The sequence below is a fragment of the Spirosoma montaniterrae genome, from assembly GCF_001988955.1.
Taxonomy (GTDB): Bacteria; Bacteroidota; Bacteroidia; order Cytophagales; family Spirosomataceae; genus Spirosoma; species Spirosoma montaniterrae.
The window spans coordinates 4235622-4253360 of record NZ_CP014263.1; the positions used below are offsets into that span (position 1 = coordinate 4235622).

Annotated in this window: 11 protein-coding genes; 2 read left to right on the top strand and 9 right to left on the bottom strand. The window is 52.3% G+C overall.

Features of this window, described 5'->3' with window-relative positions; genetic code table 11:
- Positions 1 to 72: 72 nt before the first annotated feature.
- Positions 73 to 1266: an RNA-guided endonuclease InsQ/TnpB family protein gene (locus AWR27_RS18275; RefSeq protein WP_077132523.1), complete on the top strand. Its 1194-nt coding sequence runs from the start codon at positions 73 to 75 to the stop codon at positions 1264 to 1266.
- 111 nt (positions 1267 to 1377) lie between these two features.
- Positions 1378 to 2646 carry a hypothetical protein gene (locus AWR27_RS18280; protein WP_157579262.1) on the top strand — a complete coding sequence of 423 codons (1269 nt, stop codon included), beginning with the start codon at positions 1378 to 1380 and terminating at the stop codon, positions 2644 to 2646.
- Between the two features lie 21 nt (positions 2647 to 2667).
- Here the strand turns inward: AWR27_RS18280 and AWR27_RS18285 are convergent, their stop codons facing one another.
- From AWR27_RS18285 to AWR27_RS18325, 9 genes are all read right to left on the bottom strand, one after another.
- Positions 2668 to 3039: a bleomycin resistance protein gene (locus AWR27_RS18285; protein WP_077132524.1), complete on the bottom strand. Its 372-nt coding sequence runs from the start codon at positions 3037 to 3039 to the stop codon at positions 2668 to 2670.
- Positions 3040 to 3205: 166 nt separating this feature from the next.
- Complete coding sequence (locus AWR27_RS18290) at positions 3206 to 3925, bottom strand: hypothetical protein (protein WP_077132525.1); 720 nt, start codon at positions 3923 to 3925, stop codon at positions 3206 to 3208.
- Positions 3926 to 4391: 466 nt separating this feature from the next.
- The gene (locus AWR27_RS18300; protein ID WP_077132527.1) at positions 4392 to 6812 is read right to left on the bottom strand and encodes an ABC transporter permease; all 2421 of its coding nucleotides are present in this window, start codon (positions 6810 to 6812) and stop codon (positions 4392 to 4394) included.
- A gap of 70 nt (positions 6813 to 6882) precedes the next feature.
- Positions 6883 to 9318: an ABC transporter permease gene (locus tag AWR27_RS18305; RefSeq protein ID WP_077132528.1), complete on the bottom strand. Its 2436-nt coding sequence runs from the start codon at positions 9316 to 9318 to the stop codon at positions 6883 to 6885.
- A 41-nt stretch (positions 9319 to 9359) separates the two neighbouring features.
- Positions 9360 to 9905, bottom strand: coding sequence for a hypothetical protein (locus tag AWR27_RS18310; RefSeq protein ID WP_077132529.1), 546 nt, complete (start codon positions 9903 to 9905; stop codon positions 9360 to 9362).
- A 71-nt stretch (positions 9906 to 9976) separates the two neighbouring features.
- Positions 9977 to 12349 (bottom strand): ABC transporter permease, encoded by a 2373-nt coding sequence (locus AWR27_RS18315; protein ID WP_077132530.1) that lies wholly within the window; start codon positions 12347 to 12349, stop codon positions 9977 to 9979.
- Positions 12350 to 12361: 12 nt separating this feature from the next.
- Positions 12362 to 14746: an ABC transporter permease gene (locus AWR27_RS18320; protein WP_077132531.1), complete on the bottom strand. Its 2385-nt coding sequence runs from the start codon at positions 14744 to 14746 to the stop codon at positions 12362 to 12364.
- A gap of 266 nt (positions 14747 to 15012) precedes the next feature.
- Entirely contained in the window at positions 15013 to 15177 is a 165-nt protein-coding gene (locus AWR27_RS25375) for a SnoaL-like domain-containing protein (protein ID WP_157579263.1), read from the bottom strand.
- 68 nt (positions 15178 to 15245) lie between these two features.
- The gene (locus AWR27_RS18325) at positions 15246 to 17717 is read right to left on the bottom strand and encodes an ABC transporter permease (RefSeq protein WP_077132532.1); all 2472 of its coding nucleotides are present in this window, start codon (positions 17715 to 17717) and stop codon (positions 15246 to 15248) included.
- Positions 17718 to 17739 lie beyond the last annotated feature (22 nt).

Sequence of the window (17739 nt, forward strand, 5' to 3'; positions counted from 1 at the left end):
GCTCCGGCGTACCGGCTAACTTTTTCTGTGTTTTTGCTTTCATTTGAATGATTTTTTTTGTACATTTGGGTAATGAAACTAACAGCACAGATACGGCTTTTACCTACCCCTCAACAGGCAACGGCCTTGCGGCTGACCCTCGAACGGGGTAATGAAGCCTGTAATCTGGTTAGTGCCTATGCCTTTGAGCAAAAGGTGTTTCGCAGTCAGGAAATCCAGAAGGTTCTTTACTACAGGCTGAAAGAAGAGTTTGGTTTGTCGGCTCAGTTTGTGATTCGCTGTCTGGCTAAAGTCGCTGACTCGTACAAGACGCTGAAAGCCCAGATACGTAACCACAATGCCACCTGTGAGCCAGACAAGAAACGGAGCCTGACCCAGATTAGCTACCGCCCAACCGGAGCGATTGCGTTCGATAGTCGGATTCTGTCTTATCGTACCGACCGCAAAACGGTGTCGATCTGGACGGTCGAAGGGCGCAAAACCATTACCTACACCGTTGGTCAGCACCACGAAAAACTCTTGCACTATCAACAGGGCGAATCTGACCTTGCTTTCATAAAGGGAAAGTGGTATCTGTTGGCAACCTGTGACGTACCCGATGAAGAAGGGGGCGAAATCGTTGATGCACTCGGCGTTGATTTGGGCATCGTAACGCTGGCTACGGATTCGGACGGGCAAACCTTTAGCGGGGCCAATGTAGAAGCTACCCGCCAATGGTACGCCAAACGACGCGCTACCCTGCAAAGCGTCGGTACTAAGTCGGCTAAATGTAGACTTAAAAAACTCTCCAGGAAACAACGTCGGTTTCAGTCCGACACGAATCATTGCATTTCCAAGTCCCTTGTATCGAAGGCTAAGGCATCTAACCGGGCTATCGTTCTGGAAGACCTGACAGGGATTTCCAAAAACGTTAGAAAGGATGAGAAACGGTTGCGCCAATGGCAACGGGCTAAACATGCCAATTGGGCTTTCTACCAGCTTCGTCGCTTCATTGGCTATAAGGCTACCTTGTCGGGTGTGGCCGTACTGCTGATTGACCCGCGCAACACGTCCCGCATGTGTAGCCAGTGCGGACACTGCGAGAAGGCAAACCGAAAGTCGCAATCGGAGTTTGTATGTCGGTCGTGTGGTCATTCGGCTAATGCGGATTACAATGCGTCGCAAAACATTAAAAACAGTGGGCTTGGTCAGATAGCCTATGGTGTCGAGTCCGGGACGCGTAGTCTAACCACTCAGGCACAAGCTCCCGGCTTTAGTCGGGGGTAGCTGACGCTCTACCTGGTAAATTCCGTGATTATTCTGATGGCAACCTGGCAACTGAAGCGAAGTCGTGAAACTGTCTATTCGGTCAGTTTTCCCTTTTTAAGATAACGCACTATGTTCAGACACCTCATCTCCTGTGTAACGTGGTTAGGCCCGATATTTCTGTCGCTGTGCGTAGTCAATCCCGCAGAAGCCCAGGTCGATCAGCAACGTGCTGAAGAATACTTCAGCGAGGCAACTACCATCTGTCAGCGCGATGGTGGACGACTATGGGGCATCTCTTTATGTGGGCCAATGGTGTTCGCAGATGCCCGGACGCGAACGCGCGCGACCAGTCAACCCCATTCGGCAGAAGACTGGCCTCGAGTTTTTGGTTTCACCAATGCGCCAGTTGACTGGGGCGGTACCCGTTGGGTCACCTATACCTGGGATTTCACCACAGCCCTACCGAATTCGCGTGTACGGAGGGAGTTCATGTTGCACGAGTTATTTCATCGCATTCAACCAGACCTCGGATTGATGCCCCTTTCGGGACAGAACGCACACCTGGACACGTTTGAAGGACGAATCTGGCTGCGGCTTGAGTGGCGCGCCCTGTCGCGGGCACTCGCTCAGTCGGGAGAGGATCGCAAACGCACGCTGGGCGATGCAGCCGCCTTCCGGCTGAAACGGCGTTCGCTGTTTGGCAATGCCGCCGAGAACGAGCGCGTCGAAGAAATCCGCGAAGGTCTTGCCCAATATACTGGTATCGTCGTGGTGGCCGACTCGCGTGCTGACGCAATCGCCAGCACAATCGAACACTTAGCTGCGGCTGAAGGACACGAGACGTTTTTGCAACAATCCTATGCAGCCGGAACGGCGTACGGGGTACTTCTCGATGACGCATCAGCGGATTGGCGACGCAACGTGCGTAGCAATTCAGACCTCGGACAGATGCTGATGGCGGCCTTGAATGTGGCACCCGCTGCTGACGCGGTCGAAGCCTCGGCGCGTTATGGTGGCCCGGAAATTCGCTCCGCCGAACAGACACGCGCCGAGCAGCGACGAACCCGCGAACGTGAACTGCGGAGCCGCTTTGTTGATGGCCCTGTGCTGCTCATTCCGTCAGGCGGTGGCACAACGTTTAACGCGGTAGGAGCCACGCCCATTCCCGGAGTCGGGACGGTGTTTGTCCTGCCCTGCCGCGTCAAGGGAGAGTGGGGTACGCTGGAGGCAACAAATGGCATCCTGGTAAATGATGACGGCAAGCGACGGCTGGCTGGACCGATCCGCATTGAAGGCATCAACATTCGTGGCGAGGGCTGGACGGTGATGGTCGCTTCGGGCTGGACCGTGCGCCCTGGGCCTCGGTCCGGCGATTACCAGATCATGCGCGAACCGTAGTTGGTGAATCGGAGAATGCTGTTATCCAATCGGCTTACCAAACCGCAGGGTGTTTCCGTTCGGGTCGGTTACGTAAAATTCCCGTCTGCCCCAACTCTGGTCAATTGGTCCCTGATGAACAGGTGAATCTGCCTTCCCGGTTGTATCCAAACCCCGTTCGACGTATTTCTGGAATAACGCATCGACCTCATCCACCCGGATGTTTACGACACTTCCAAAGAGGGAGTCTGCTTCAAAAACGGTCAGTTGCAGTTCGACTTCGCCCTGAACCAAATCAACCACCCCATCATCGGCAGAAGCCTCCGGGTACTTCAACTGAAAATCAAGGATGCCCGTATAGAAGGCAATGGCTTCCCGTATGTTTCGGCATTTGAAAAGGGGAATCAGTTTCATAGTTCTTGTTGTTAGTTGAACGCAATACTAAATTCGGCAAAACATAACCTTTTTACGTTCAGTAATTTATGGCAAAAATTTCTGTCAAAAATGAGCTTAGAGCGTACCACGCACAATCGTCCACTTCACTCCGTTCAAAACTACATGAAGGAGTAAGGGTAAGAGACTACTTCCCGGATTTGCGAATGTCTTCGGCCTGAGCAAACGCTGCCAAACAAGTATCCAGCGGTTTGCCCTGTTGATAAATGCAATCACAAAATTCGTGGCAACCCGCAGGATTTTTGCTGGAAGCGCATTGATTGCTGCACTCCGCTTCGGAATTGCCCGGCACTAGCTCATATAAATAGAACGTACCGACAACAATTATGACTAAGGCAAGGAAGGAACCGCCAAAAAAAAGAACCCGAAGGCGATTACCCAACGGCATTGTCAACACCGGGGCATCTGTTTTGTGTGACTTGATTGGCAAAATGTGTTTTAAGCGGTCGTAATCCCAGAGTAATAAAAACAAGCTGGCTAACAGCATCATCGTATTGAGCCGGGTGCCATTAAATCGGGTAGCATACGTCAGTACGCAAATATTGATGATGATGGGAAAATACATCAGTGCCCCAAGAAGTGCAGTCCTCGGAATTAGTAATAATACGGCTGTAATCAGTTGTGCAATCCCAATGAACGTATAGTAATACCCCGTTAGCTGTAAGGCATCAAAGTAATGCCCCAGCGGATTATTGGATGGCAATCCCTCAGCGAACCGTTCGCCCATGATTTTAACCAGACCTGCCGGTATAAAGCTCGCTGCCAGAGCGATGCGGCAAAAAACAGCAAAATTCCTGAACCATTTGTCAGACTTTGCTTCGTAATAGATTTCTTCGATTCGATTCATGGTTGCCTGCTGATGTCGATCTGATTCATTCGTTTCTGCGACGGTTTGTTAGACTAAGAAGAAAATGCAAGACCAGAGCTATAGCCGCCCAATAGATAGAAAAAGCGGCAACCAACATTGGGGGGGCCGGATCGGGGTCTTGGGCTAAAAACGATAGTGGCTTAATCAACACAAATTTGAAAGGGTATATGATGGTAGCCAGGGTTCTCTGCCATGCTATTGGCGATTCGGCTCCTAAGAACCACTCGCCGTTTTTAGGGAAAAGCCCGACTTCTGGCCCCAAAAGCGAATTGGAAATAAATTGAAACGCAAACGCCGAAAGAAGGAAGATACCAACGAATCGTTTTCTTGAGATGTGCATAGTGATGACCTATTTGTTTCAAAAAGAACTTTGCATTTCAAAGTTAATAAAATCTTTTAGGATGCTACTTTTTTAGAGCAACGACCAAAAATAGCCCAATCCAACTTATTCACTCCGCAAGCTCCTCACCGGGCTCATCAGGGCAGCTTTGATGCTCTGGAACGAAACTGTCAGGAAAGCAATCATTACCGCCAGTAGCCCCGCTACGGCGAAAATCCACCACTCGATGCTGGTTTTGTAGGCGAAGTCCTCGAGCCACTGCTGCATGGCATACCACGCCAGCGGACTGGCAATGAGAATGGCAATCAACACTAATTGCAGGAACTCTTTCGACAGCAGCCCCACAATGCTGGCAACGCTGGCTCCCAGCACTTTGCGGACGCCGATTTCTTTGGTGCGCTGCTGTATGCTGAGTAGCGCAATGGCAAACAGGCCCATGCACGAGAGCGCGATAGCGATGCCAGCCGCCAGACTATACATCTGCGACAGCCGTTCTTCGCGCTTATACCAGCGGTCGGTGTTTTCGCTCATGAAACTGCCCAGAAACGCTGAATTGGGCGCAATCTGTTGCCACTCCCGCTTCAACACGTCCATTGTGGCAACCATGTTTTGGGGTGTTACGCGCACCAGAATATAACTGATGTCGCTACTCTGATGGAGGTGCATGGTAATGGGTTTCACCTCACTACGCAGGGCATATAGATGAAAATCAGGCACTAAACCAATTACCTGGTAATAGACTCCGCCCGAATCGGTCTGAAACGTAGCACCGATGGGTTGCTTTTCGCCCAGTTGCCTGGCAAAACTGCTTGTTACTATGACCGACGTAGTGGAGTCGGCGGGGCGTTGGCGGCTGTAATCGCGCCCGGCGAGCAGGTCGATACCCAGCGTTTGCAGATACTCATAATCGACCCGCAGCCAGTCGGACGTAACCTCGCGTCCTTTGTGTGTGAAGCCTACTACGCTGCGTGTGCTGCTACCATCTAAACCCCGGCCAATGTTAATGTTTGTGCCGGTGATTGCCACTACGTTTGGGTTCCCGGCCAGCCGGTTACGGAGCTGGTTTAGCGCGTAAGTTCCCGTAACCTCGTTGCCAACCGGAATACTGATGACCTGCCCCTTACTGAAACCCAGCGATTTTGTACGTAGAAAATGAATCTGACGCAATACCACGAACGTGCTGATGATGAGCAGGCAGGCAATGGCAAACTGAGCAACGATAAGCCCATTTCGTAACAGGCCCGGCTTGCCCATCTGAACGCGCCCTTTGAGTACCAGCACCGTCTGAAAGCGCGTCATGACCCAGGCCGGGTAGCCGCCTGCCACTGCCGTCACCAGCAGAAAGCCCAGCAGCACGATCAGCCACGTTACAGGTTGTTGCAGTGCGTTGGTAGAAACATTCGCATTGAAAACGGCATTGAACGACGGGCGCAACAGCACCGCCAGCAGCAAACCCAACAGCAGGCCCAGCCCGCAGGTGAGCAGGGTTTCGCCCCAAAGCTGCACGAACAACTGCCCGCGCATGGCTCCCAGTGATTTCCGAACGCCCACTTCCCGCGCCCGCGTAAACGACCGCGCCAGCGTCAGATTCACGAAATTGATGGCGGCAATAATCAGGATAAACAGGCCAATCAGTCCCAGCGTGTATACATACATGCGACTCGTGCCAGCCCCCTGAATGGCACCCGTATCGAAATGCACGTCGAGCAACGGTTGCAGACGCAGGCTAATCAGTTCACCCCGCTCGTCGGGTTTGGCACCGAGTGCTTTCTGGTCGCGGATAACAGACTGGAAGTTGATCTGCGTGAAAGATTGCAACCGTTTTTCCATTGTCTCTTGCCCAACGGCGGGCTTGAGCTTTACATACACTTCGTGGTTAGTATTATCCCACTGGTCTTTGCTGCGCTCGTAATCGGGGCTGTTTTCTACCCGCACAAAAGCATCGAACTGTAGGGTAGAGTTGTCGGGGAAGTCGGCCAGTATGCCCGTAATGATGTAGGCTTTCGAGCCATTCTGTCCGTTTACCTGAACGGTTTTTCCTATCGGATTTTCGGTGCCGAACACGTCTTTCGCCATGTTTTCGGTGATGACCATGCTGCTCAGGCTGTTCAGGGCCGTTTTGGGGTTGCCCAGCCGCATCGGAAACGAGAGCATCGTCAGCGCGTCGGGATCAATAAAGTCGATTTCTTTCTCCAATTGCCGGTTGCCATACTGCACTGATCCGTTGCCCTGCTCGTAACGCGTGATACCTTCGATTTCGGGAAATTGCTGGCGCAGGGCGGGCGTCAGCGGATAGGGCATACTGGCCGAACGTTCTTCGCCTTTGGGGTCCTGCACCAGCAGGTTGGCCCGGTACAGCCGGTCGGTGTCGGCATGGAACCGATCATACGACAGTTCGAACGCTGCCGACAGAAACAACAGAATGCTGCTACAGAAGGCAACTGCCAGCCCCAGCACGTTTATGAGCGTCGATGATTTATGCTTCCAGAGACTTCGGAAAGCGATTTTGAGATAATTGCGTAACATCTGAACAAGAATTGATATGATTACTATCTGAACCAGGATTTGCAGGATTGATGCGATTAAACGAGATTGGCTATTCGCTCCGCAGGCTCTTGACGGGGTTTATCAGGGCGGCTTTGATACTTTGGAAGCTCACCGTCAGCAGGGCAATGCCCACCGCCAGCAGGCCCGCCACCGCAAATACCCACCACTCGATGTCGATCTTGTAGGCGAAATCCTGCAACCACCGGTTCATAGCCCACCAGGCAATGGGGCTGGCAATGACAATGGCGATCAACACCAGTTTGAGAAAATCTTTCGATAACAGAGCCACAATGCTCGATACGCTGGCACCCAGCACTTTGCGAACGCCAATTTCTTTAGTACGTTGCTGTGCCGTGAACGTAGCGAGACCGAACAGACCCAGGCAAGCAATGAAGATGGCTAAGAAAGCAAAACTCGTAAAGATGCGGCTTACTCGCTGAACATTGTCGTACATGCGGGCATACGACTGATCCATGAACGTGTACCGGAATACCAGATTGGGTGAGAAATCCTTCCATTTAGCTTCCATTGCCTTCAGGAGTTGCGGCATATCCTCCGTGTTGGCCTTTACGGAAATCATGGTGGGGCTGATAGTGAAGAATAAAGCCAGCGGTTCAATTTCGTTTTGCAGACTCTGGGAGTGAAAATCATGCATGACCCCAATAATTTCGTACAGAGCGTCACCGGCACGCAACAACTTTTTGCCAACCGGATTTTCCAGTCCCAATTTTTGGGCCATCGTCTGATTGATAATAACGGCTCGGCTATTGGCAGGCCGTTGCTCCGAAAAATTGCGCCCGGCCACGAGTTTCATCCCCAGCGTGGATAGATAATCCTCATCGACCGCCCAAGCCTGCCCGGAAAGTGCTGCGTCTATCTTTTCTTTTCCTTCGTTAAAAAACATATTGCTATTGCGCTTTGCACCTTCGATGGGCAGGTAATCACTGATACTGGCATTGACTACACCGGGAATACGTTTCAGTTCAGATTTGAACGTTTTCACCTGCTCGTCAGGCATATTGGTGCCGTGTAACTGAATCACCTGGTTTCGGTCAAATCCCACTTTCTGAGTCAGAATGTAATCCATCTGCGTACTTATGACAAGCGTACCGACAATGAGCATAATCGAAACTGCGAATTGGAACACAACCAAGCCGCTTCGCAGACCGGTTGAGCGAGTACCCCGGCGAATTTTACCTTTCAGCACTTCAACCGGATTGAAACCCGATAGATAAAAGGCGGGATACATCCCGGCCAGCAAACCAACGAAGAGAATGGAGCTGATAATGGCCGGACCAAACCAGGCTGTCTGCCAAGGGAAAGCTAACGCCCTGCCCGATAGCGTATTGAAGAATGGCAGCAATAGTGCGGCCAGCGCAATACCTAACAAAAAGGCGACGATGGTGATTAGCGTCGACTCGGCTAGGAACTGTCCAATTAACGCACCCCGCTCCGAACCAACCACCTTACGCAGTCCTACTTCTTCGGCACGGTTGGCTGATTGAGCAGTAGAAAGGTTGACGAAATTGACACAGGCAATAAGAATGATAAACAGGGCTGCGGCCCCAAAAAGCCATATAAATCGAATATCGCCACGGGTGTGGCCGTCATCAATATCGCTGGAGTATAAATGAATGTCGGTCAGAGGTTGCAGATGAAGGGCTGCCGACTTCAGAAACGTTTCAGGATCAGCAAATTTCGCCTGTCGTAAGGCGGGTAGCATGTAATTCGTGAGGATGTCCCGGGTCATCTTCTCCTCCAATTCCTCAATATCTGTTTCGGGTTTAACTTGTATATAACTGTCATAATTGCTTTGTAGCCAACGGGTTTGCTCGCCTTCGTCAAACTCCACACCAGATAATGTGAGCAGAAAATCGTAATTCAGGTGCGAGTTGCTGGGCATATTTTTCATCACGCCACTAATTCGGTAGGGAACGCTGTCATTGCCATTTAGGTAGATGGAATTGCCAATTGGATTCTTGTCTTTGAAGTATTTTTCCGCCTTTCGTTCCGATATGACCACGGTATGTGGTTCGGCCAGAGCACTGCTCACGTCTCCCCGAACCAGCGGCAAACTGAAAATATCCAAAATAGCCTGGTCGGCGTAGGTAAATCCCTCCTCGTGGTACTGGGTGGACTCGCCCTTAATCCGGATTTCATTACTGCCCGCCCCGTAAAATAATGGTCTCTCCATCAAACGGGCCGCTTTTTCTATTTGTGGAAAATTCTTCTCAACGGTGGAAGCGAAATTGGCCGAAAAATGTGCGTTTAAATTTCTTTCGCCGTCCAGAGTTATTGAGCGATATACCCGATAAATATTTTCCGCGTTCGGCACCTGCTGGTCATAGCTGGTTTCATGGAAAATGTAAAGCGTAATCAACAGACAGGCCGCTACGCCCAAGCCTAAGCCTGATACATTGACGGCAGTAAATAGTTTGTTGCGGAGCAGATTCCGCCAGGCGATTTTGAGGTAGTTGCGTAACATGATACGTGATGTTCAGTTGTGGGTGCGGCTTTCCAGCCGCGTTACTTTACCTTCACTTCGTTTGCTTCTCCGGCATTTACTGTAAATGGCAGCTCCATTTGCAGCACGCCGTTTTGCCAGTATTTGTAGCGATATTCGCCGGGGTTTAACCGCACGGTCAGCGGAAAGCGACTCTCTTCGTCGCGCTTGGGGTTGAACGAGCGCGTCATCAGGTAGTTATCGCCATAGACTTCCAGCCGCCCCTTGCCCGCACAGGTTTCGCAGCGAAACGTAACCTCGGCGCCCGGCTCGCCCGACTCAGCGTCAACACCCGGCTTTGGCATACCCGGCACATGGCGAATGTCGAGCGCGTCGAGCGACCGGAGCATTTGCTGATAGAGCGAATCGCGACCGGCTTTGGTCATGCCCGCTACGTCGAACTGGAGATTGTGCCGAAATGAACGCCCATCGCGCGTACCAACGACGTTGACCGACAGCGTCTTACCGTCGTTAACGGTTTGCATACTCTTCACCACGGTTTGGGCCGAAACCGGCAGGGCCAGTGCGCCGGGCAGGCAAATAGTAAGGATGATTCTTAGAAAAGTCATTTGAACCAGGATTTATGGGATTGATATCTGAACCAGGATTTTTAGGATTGATGCGATTAAACAAGATTGGCTTATTCACTCCGCAGGCTCTTCACCGGGTTCATCAGGGCGGCTTTGATGCTCTGGTAGCTCACCGTCAACAACGCGATACTCACTGCCAGCGTACCGGCCAACGCGAAGTACCAGCCTGAAAGTTGCTGTCGATAAGCGAAGGTGCTGAGCCATTTATCCAGTGCCCACCACGCCAGCGGAGACGCCAGCACCAGGGCAAACAGCACTAATTTCAGGAAGTCCTTTGAGAGCAACGTAACGATGTTACCCACACTGGCCCCCAGCACTTTACGGACGCCAATTTCCTTTGTACGCTGCTCCGCTGTGAAAGCTGCCAGCCCAAACAAGCCCAGACACGAAATCAAAATCGCCAGCACCCCAAAGTAGTTGACCAGCGTTTGAACCTGCTGTTCGCTGCGGTACAACTCCTCGTAGTCTTCATCTAAGAAATGGTACGTGAATGGGTAGTTGGGATTGAACGAACGGGCCACTTTTTCCAAGCTTGTCACGGCCCGTTGCGTCTGTCCGGGGTTGGTTTTCACCAGCAGAAAGCTCGTATTGCCGGGGATATAGGTCAGCACTAACGGGCTAATGGCCTGATGGAGGGAGTTGAGGTGAAAATCTTTCATCAACCCGATGACACGCCCTTTGCCCATCCAGAACGTTATCTCTTTCCCCACAGGCTCTTTCATGCCCATCAGTTTAGCTGCCGCTTCATTGATGAGATAATTCGACGTGTCAGCGTAGCTGCCTGCCCGGAAATCGCGCCCGGCGAGCAGTTGGATGTTCATCGTCTTGACGAAATCAGCCCCCACCGACATGGCCGACACGCTGAAGAGTTGGTTCGGGTCTTTGCCAGGCCATTGCAGGTCGGTAGAAGTGCTTTGGATGTTGATGGGCAGATGAGCCACTTCCACCGCCGATGCAATCCCCGGCTGTTGAAGCAGTTCGCGCCGGAAGGTTTCGGTTTTCGGGAATCCGGCGATGTTGCCCTCAAGCTGAATCCAAACAACATTCTCCCGGTCGAGACCAAGGTGTTTGGTACGCAGGTAGTTCATCTGCCGCCCCACGGCCAACATCCCGACAATCAGGAAGATCGACAGCGAAAACTGAAACACCACCAGCACCCGCCGGAATTGCGCTGGCCCTGTCCCAAGCCGCAACCGTGGCGACGGGCCGCGTCCCCTCAGAATCCGCACGGGCGACAAACCCGACAGAAACAGAGCCGGATAACTGCCCGATACCAGGCCCGTGACGAACACAATGCCGCCCAACAACGGCCAGAAGGCCGGTTCGGTGAGGCCGAAGGTCAGTTGTTTCTCAAATACTGCATTGAAGGTGGGCAGCACGTTCCAGACAATTAACAGTGCCAGCCCTGCAGCCAGCGCACTCGTTAGCAACGACTCGCTCAGAAACTGCCCCGCCAGCGACGAGCGCATGGCTCCCAGCGATTTCCGAACGCCCACTTCCTTCGCCCGCATGGCCGAACGGGCGGTGGCTACATTCATAAAGTTGATGCAGGCAATGAACAGAATAAAAAGGGCCACCAACGAGAAAATGCGGACGTACTCAATCTGCCCGCCAACGGGTTTGCCGTTCTTGTAGTCGCCCCAAAGGTGCAAATCGGTGATGGGTTGTAGAATAGGAGTTTCGTTGTTATCAAAGTCGGCGTAGCGGGGGTAGATACCCTTCATAGCAACCTCGGTCTGTTCTACAGTAGTCTCCGATTTGAGTCGGCAGTAGGTCAGGAATGAGTTATTGCCCCATGTTTTCTGCCAGGGTTGCTCCTGTACCTCCCAGTTTACTAACCAGTCGAATTGCAGCGACGATGTAGCAGGCAGATTCTCAATGACTGCCCCGACAATGAAAAATTTATCATTGTTTAACTGTAGCGTTTTTCCTAATGCCAGTCCGTTCGGAAAGAATTTCTCGGCCACTTTCCGGGTAATGACAATCTGGTTCAGATTAGCCAGTGCTTTTGCCGGGTCGCCGTAGAGGGCGGGCAGGTTGAACACGCTGAAAAAATCGGTCGTGGCGTAATGGCCACGTTCTTTGGCGGTTTTCGCCTTAACGGTTATAAGTGCTTCACTGCGCCAAGTGAGCTTTGTGATAGCCGCCACCTGCGGCACCTCCTTCGCTATTACTTCCTGTAGCGGACCAGGGGTGACAAGCGTCGTTTGCAGTCCCTGTCCTCTAAAATTGTAGTTAACCCGTATATGGTGAATGTTATCCACATCGGGCAGGAAGCGGTCGTAGCTGAGTTCATCGCGCACCCACAATCCGATGAGCAACGCACAGGCCATGCCGAGAGCCAGCCCGAAAATGTTGATGGCTGAATAACCCTTGTCGCGAATCAGATTCCGCCAGGCGATTTTGAGATAGTTTCTGAACATGACGTTAGTTGTTTATTCACTCCGCAGGCTCTTGACGGGGTTCATCAGGGCGGCTTTGATGCTCTGGTAGCTCACCGTCAGTAGGGCAATGCCTACTGCCAGCGTACCGGCCAGCGCGAAGTGCCACCATTGGGTTTGGGCGCGGTAAGCGAAGTAGTTCAGCATGATTTCGCCGAGCCACCAGCCTAAGGGCGAAGCAATGCCGATGGCGAGCAAGACTAATTTCAAAAAATCGGACGAGAGCAGCGTAGCAATGCTAACGACACTGGCTCCCAGCACTTTGCGAATGCCAATTTCTTTTGTCCGCTGCCGGGTCACGAGCGTAATCAGCCCGAAAATACCGGCGCAGGCCGTCAGAATAGCCACCAGTGTCACAAAGCGTATCATCTGCCAGATGTTGTCGAGCGGGCGGTAGGCTTTCGCCACTTCGTCGGTCAGGTAGGCGTAGGTAAGCGGGCGTCGGGCCGGAATTTTGGCAAATTCACGCTCTATTTGTGCAATCAATGCCGGGGCTTTGGCTTTATCGGCCAGGCGCACCGACAGGTAGGTATTCAAACTTTGACGACCATAATAACTCTGGAGCATGGGGCCAACTTTATCTTTGAGGTCGCGGTAGTGGTAGTCTTTCGTAACGCCCACAATGGTGTAGGTCAGCGGGTCGTTGAGTTGGCGTAGTTTCTTGCCCACTGCCGTTGTCCAGCCGAATGCTTTCATGGCCGACTCGTTGATGATAACGGCATGGTTCACCGAATCGGCGGGGGTCTGATCGGAGAAATTCCGGCCTTCAAGCATCGGTATCCGAAACGTTTCGGTAAAGCCTACCGCGCCGGGGCCGTGCCGCAGGTGTACCTTCCTGGCTTCGTTGCCTTCGGGATAATAGGTGTTGAAGTTGTTCATGAACTCCACCGGCGTCTGCTCCGAACTGGTGAACGAAACCACATTCGGGTTGGCCCGGAGCCGGTTCAGAATCGTTTGTCCCTGCACCAGTGCCTGATCTACGTTTCGGTAGGCCCGGTCGGTACTGAAAATCAGCACGTTCTCTTTCTCGTAGCCTAATTTCGCGTCTTTCATGTACACGATTTGCCCACGCATGACAATCGTTCCCAGAATAAACACAACGGCCAGCGTAAACTGAATCACAATCAGCAGCCGCTGCCGAATCAAGCCACGCTTTGGACTAAACGACAGCTTGCCTTTCACGGCGTCGGTGGTTTTCAGCCCCAGCAGAAACAAAGCCGGATACGTACCCGCCACCAACGCCACAACAAGCGTGACCCCCAGCACGGTCAGGATGGTCGGGTAATCGGTGTTCCAGTCGACGATCAACTGTAGCCCACGGTCGCCCAGTTGGTTGAAAGTAGGAATCAGGTAATACAACGCGAACAGAACAGACAGTCCCAGCGAAACCACCACCACCAGCCCCGACTCGACCCAGAACTGCCGAAGCACTAACCAGCGGGTGGCACCCACCACCTGCCGCATGGCTACCTCTTTGGCGCGGGGCAGGGACGATGCCGTGTTGAGGTTAATCAGGTTGATGCTGATAATCAGCAGTAGAAATACGGCAATAATAACCGAACCGTATATCAGCCCGGCGAATCTCGGATTTTCGGTGTAGACAAAGTTCTGATAAGCCGCCAGCCGGAGTACCGTACTTTTGGCGTCGGCATTATAATGGGCTTTCACCAATTGCGGCAGTTTGGCCTGAAGCTGCGCCGGATTGGCCCCTTCCCGGAGCAGAATAAAGGTATTAGAAAACGTGTTGTACCAGTCGGCATTTTCGCGAAAGCCCGGCTGATCGAACAGGTTGGCAGCGGGCATAAGCACCTGAAACTGCTGCGACGAGTTGGCCGGTATTTCTTCCAGAACGCCCGTAATCTGGTATTGTAGCGTATCGTTCACGGTAACGGTTTTGCCGACGGGATTTTCGTTCCCGAACAGGTGCTGCGCTACTTTTTCGGTCAGCACCACCGAACGTTTGCTGACTAAAGCCGTAGCCGGATTACCGTATTTGAGCGGAAACGTGAAAACGTCGAAAAAGGTAGAATCAACGTAAGCCGTCTCTTCCTGTACGTTCTTCCCTTTGTACTCGATCCAGGGGTTGTTAAAGTTCTGGATGTGCGTACCCGTCTCGATTTCGGTATAGCTTCGGAGCATCTGCCCCAGCAGCGGGTACACCGTTTCGTTGTACGCCGTACCATCGGTTGAAGTTGTTTGTACGTAATAAATTCGGTCGAGTTTTTCGTGGGCGGTATCCCAGGTCAGGCACTTCTGGGCAAACAACACCAGCACCACCACGCAGGCCAGCCCCACGCTCAGGCCAAGTACGTTGATGGCCGTTAATAATCGATTGTTCCACAGGCTGCGAAGGGCGATTTTGAGATAGTTTCGTAGCATGTCTGTATAGCTTGGGTTTGGAACCGAACAAACCGCACCTGAGCAGGTTGCTTGTCGTGGACTTAAGTAGGCTGTACATATGAGCAACAAATGCCTTGCCAGCTTGGAAAAACAGCCAAATCAGCTCTTGGAAGCATATTTAGCCAATAATCCGTATGAATCATTGTCCAGAATCGGACAACTTTTGTACGCTGATGGACACCGCATAAGAGCAAAAAAAACACCGCCAGTATAGACGGTGTTTTCTGCTCAATCAAAACAGAATACTATTTAAAATCGTCGTAGAAAAAGTGTTCCAAGAATAGCCCCGAAGCATTCTCAGGCTCGATACTCACAGCGTCGGGTGCGTACAACTCATCCTGAATCTTCTCTAACTCTCCCTGTTGAGCCATCTCAAAATACCGGTCGGCAACTTGCTGTGTTGTCATCATAACGCGTTTAGTTTATCGACAACACAAAGGACGCCGGTACGGATGACAACAGTATGTCAGCAGGTTTGCTATTCACTTCGCAAACTCTTGACCGGATTCATCAGTGCGGCTTTCACGCTCTGGAAACTCACCGTCAGCAAGGCAATGCCTACCGCCAGCAGGCCCGCCACCGCGAAGACCCACCACTCGATGTCGATTCTGTAGGCGAAGTTTTGCAGCCACCGGTTCATGGCCCACCAGGCCACCGGGCTGGCAATGACAATGGCAAACAACACCAGTTTGAGAAAATCTTTGGAGAGCAGAGCCACAATACTCGACACGCTGGCACCCAGCACTTTACGGACACCAATTTCTTTCGTCCGCTGTTCGGCGGTGAGCGTAGCCAGTCCGAACAAACCCAGACACGATATCAGAATGGCGATGAATGTGAAATAACCAACCAGCGATGCTAAGCGGTTTTCGGCCTCGTAATTCTTCTGAAAATCGGCGTCCAGAAAACTATATTCAACCGGTTCGGCGGGGTTGACCTGTTGCCATACGCTGCTGAGTGCCTTCAGAGAAGCCTGCACGTCGCCCGCTTTCAGGTTCACCACTACGTAGTTGTAATTGCCTTTCAGGTTGAGCATAAAGCTGAAGGGCGTAATAGGTACGTGCAGATCTTCAAAGTGAAAATCTTTTACCACGCCCACAATGGTGAAGCGTAAGCCCTCCTGTCCCCAGTTGGCGATGGCCTGCTTGCCAATAGCGGCCTGTGCCGATGGATAGCCCAACTCCTTCACCGCCTTTTCATTCACGATGATTCGGTTGTTTGTGTCGCCGGGGAAAGCCATCGAAAAAAGCCGACCTGCTACGGGTTTGATAGCCATCGTTTGCAGATAATCGGCATCGACCCGGTTAACCTTAGTGATTTCTGCGTTTGTGGCAGTCTGACCTTCGCCGTAGAACCGGGCGTCTTCGGGATTGAAGATTCCCGGATAGTAGGCAGAGGCTCCCACCGAGCGAACCTGCGCGGTAGTCAGCAATGCTTGTTTCAGGGCCGGATAATTGGCTTTGGCCGTCTCGCTTCGTAAGGGAATTATAAGCTGTTGCTCTTTGGCAAAACCTAAATCAGCCGAGCGCAGGTAACGCATCTGCTGAAAAATAACGGCTAAGGCAATTAGTAGCATTACCGACAGCGTAAATTGTATGACCACCAGCCCTTTCCGTAACGATACCGCTGCCAGCGAACCACCAGCCCGGCCCGCTCCCGCTTTCAGCACAGCAATAGGCCGGAACGACGACAGGTAGAATGCCGGATAGCTGCCTGCCAACAGCCCCGTGAACAGGCTTATGCCAAAAAACGCAGCAACCAATCCAAGCCGTTGACTCAGCGAAAAGTGTACTATTTTACCCGATACAGCTTCAAAAACGGGCGTCATTAGCCAAACCAGTCCTAATGCCAGCACAAACGCAAACACGCTGAACAGCAGAGCCTCGCTCAGAAACTGCCGCATCAGCGATGTCTGTTCGGCGCCCAGCACCTTCCGAACGCCCACCTCGGCGGCTCGTTTGCCCGAACGGGCGGTACTCAGGTTCATGAAGTTGATACAGGCGATGAGCAGCGTAAAGAGTGCAATAGACCCCAGCACGTACAGATACGTCAGGCTTCCGTTGGGCGTTACGTTGTGCGACAGGTCGGTGTGCAGGTGAATGTTGCGCACGGCGGTCAGGAACTGCTTTTTATCGCGCCCCGCCACCGCTAAATCTTTACGCATGTACTTCTCCACGAAAGCAGGCAATTTGGCTTCCAGCTTGCGGGCGTCAGTACCGGGGTTTAGTTTCAGGTAGGTAAAAAACATATTGTTGTTCACCATGCCCGTGGTGCCATTGATGTACTGCGCCAGCCCACCTCCGGCATACGACAGAAAAAACCGGGCATCAATGTGCGACGGCACGCTACCAGGTCGAAACACGCCCGTTACCATGTATTCGCCCGTGCCGTTGGTATTACTCTCTACGTGAATTGTCTGGTTCAGGGCCGACCGTTCGCCAAATAAGTTGTATGCAATAGCCTCCGACAGTACAATTGAGTTGGGGTTGATGAGTGCCTGCTGACCATTGCCCTCTACGAAGTCGTATTGGAAAAAGGAGAAAAACGTTGGCTCGGCCAGATAGCCCTTCGATTCGTAAAAGACGGCTGGTTTGGTGTTGGCTGCGGCCCCGGTGGGGTTGGCCCGGAGCAAGGTTTTGTCGTCGGCAAAAAGATTTACCAGCCGGGTAGTGCTGCCGATTTCAGGGTATTCCTGTTGCAGCGCATCGGCCACGCCGTAGGGCGTCGCAGCAGATTTCTGATCGCCATCGGGCTGCACGAAAATCGTTCCGACCTGATAAATCCGGTCTGCGTCGGGGTGTTGGGTGTCATAACTCAGCTCATCGTAGACGTATAGACAGATAAACATGCAGCACGACAGTCCTGCCGACAGCCCGACGATGTTTATAAACGAAAAGGTCTTGTTGCTGACCAGATTCCGCCAGGCGATTTTGAGATAGTTTCGGAGCATTTGTGCGCTTGTTTTGGTTAAC

Coding starts and splice junctions, on each gene's coding strand:
- AWR27_RS18275 (WP_077132523.1), top strand. CDS start 73: ATGAAACTAACAGCACAGATACGGCTTTTACCTACCCCTCAACAGGCA.
- AWR27_RS18280 (WP_157579262.1), top strand. CDS start 1,378: ATGTTCAGACACCTCATCTCCTGTGTAACGTGGTTAGGCCCGATATTT.
- AWR27_RS18285 (WP_077132524.1), bottom strand. CDS start 3,039: ATGAAACTGATTCCCCTTTTCAAATGCCGAAACATACGGGAAGCCATT.
- AWR27_RS18290 (WP_077132525.1), bottom strand. CDS start 3,925: ATGAATCGAATCGAAGAAATCTATTACGAAGCAAAGTCTGACAAATGG.
- AWR27_RS18300 (WP_077132527.1), bottom strand. CDS start 6,812: ATGTTACGCAATTATCTCAAAATCGCTTTCCGAAGTCTCTGGAAGCAT.
- AWR27_RS18305 (WP_077132528.1), bottom strand. CDS start 9,318: ATGTTACGCAACTACCTCAAAATCGCCTGGCGGAATCTGCTCCGCAAC.
- AWR27_RS18310 (WP_077132529.1), bottom strand. CDS start 9,905: ATGACTTTTCTAAGAATCATCCTTACTATTTGCCTGCCCGGCGCACTG.
- AWR27_RS18315 (WP_077132530.1), bottom strand. CDS start 12,349: ATGTTCAGAAACTATCTCAAAATCGCCTGGCGGAATCTGATTCGCGAC.
- AWR27_RS18320 (WP_077132531.1), bottom strand. CDS start 14,746: ATGCTACGAAACTATCTCAAAATCGCCCTTCGCAGCCTGTGGAACAAT.
- AWR27_RS25375 (WP_157579263.1), bottom strand. CDS start 15,177: ATGATGACAACACAGCAAGTTGCCGACCGGTATTTTGAGATGGCTCAA.
- AWR27_RS18325 (WP_077132532.1), bottom strand. CDS start 17,717: ATGCTCCGAAACTATCTCAAAATCGCCTGGCGGAATCTGGTCAGCAAC.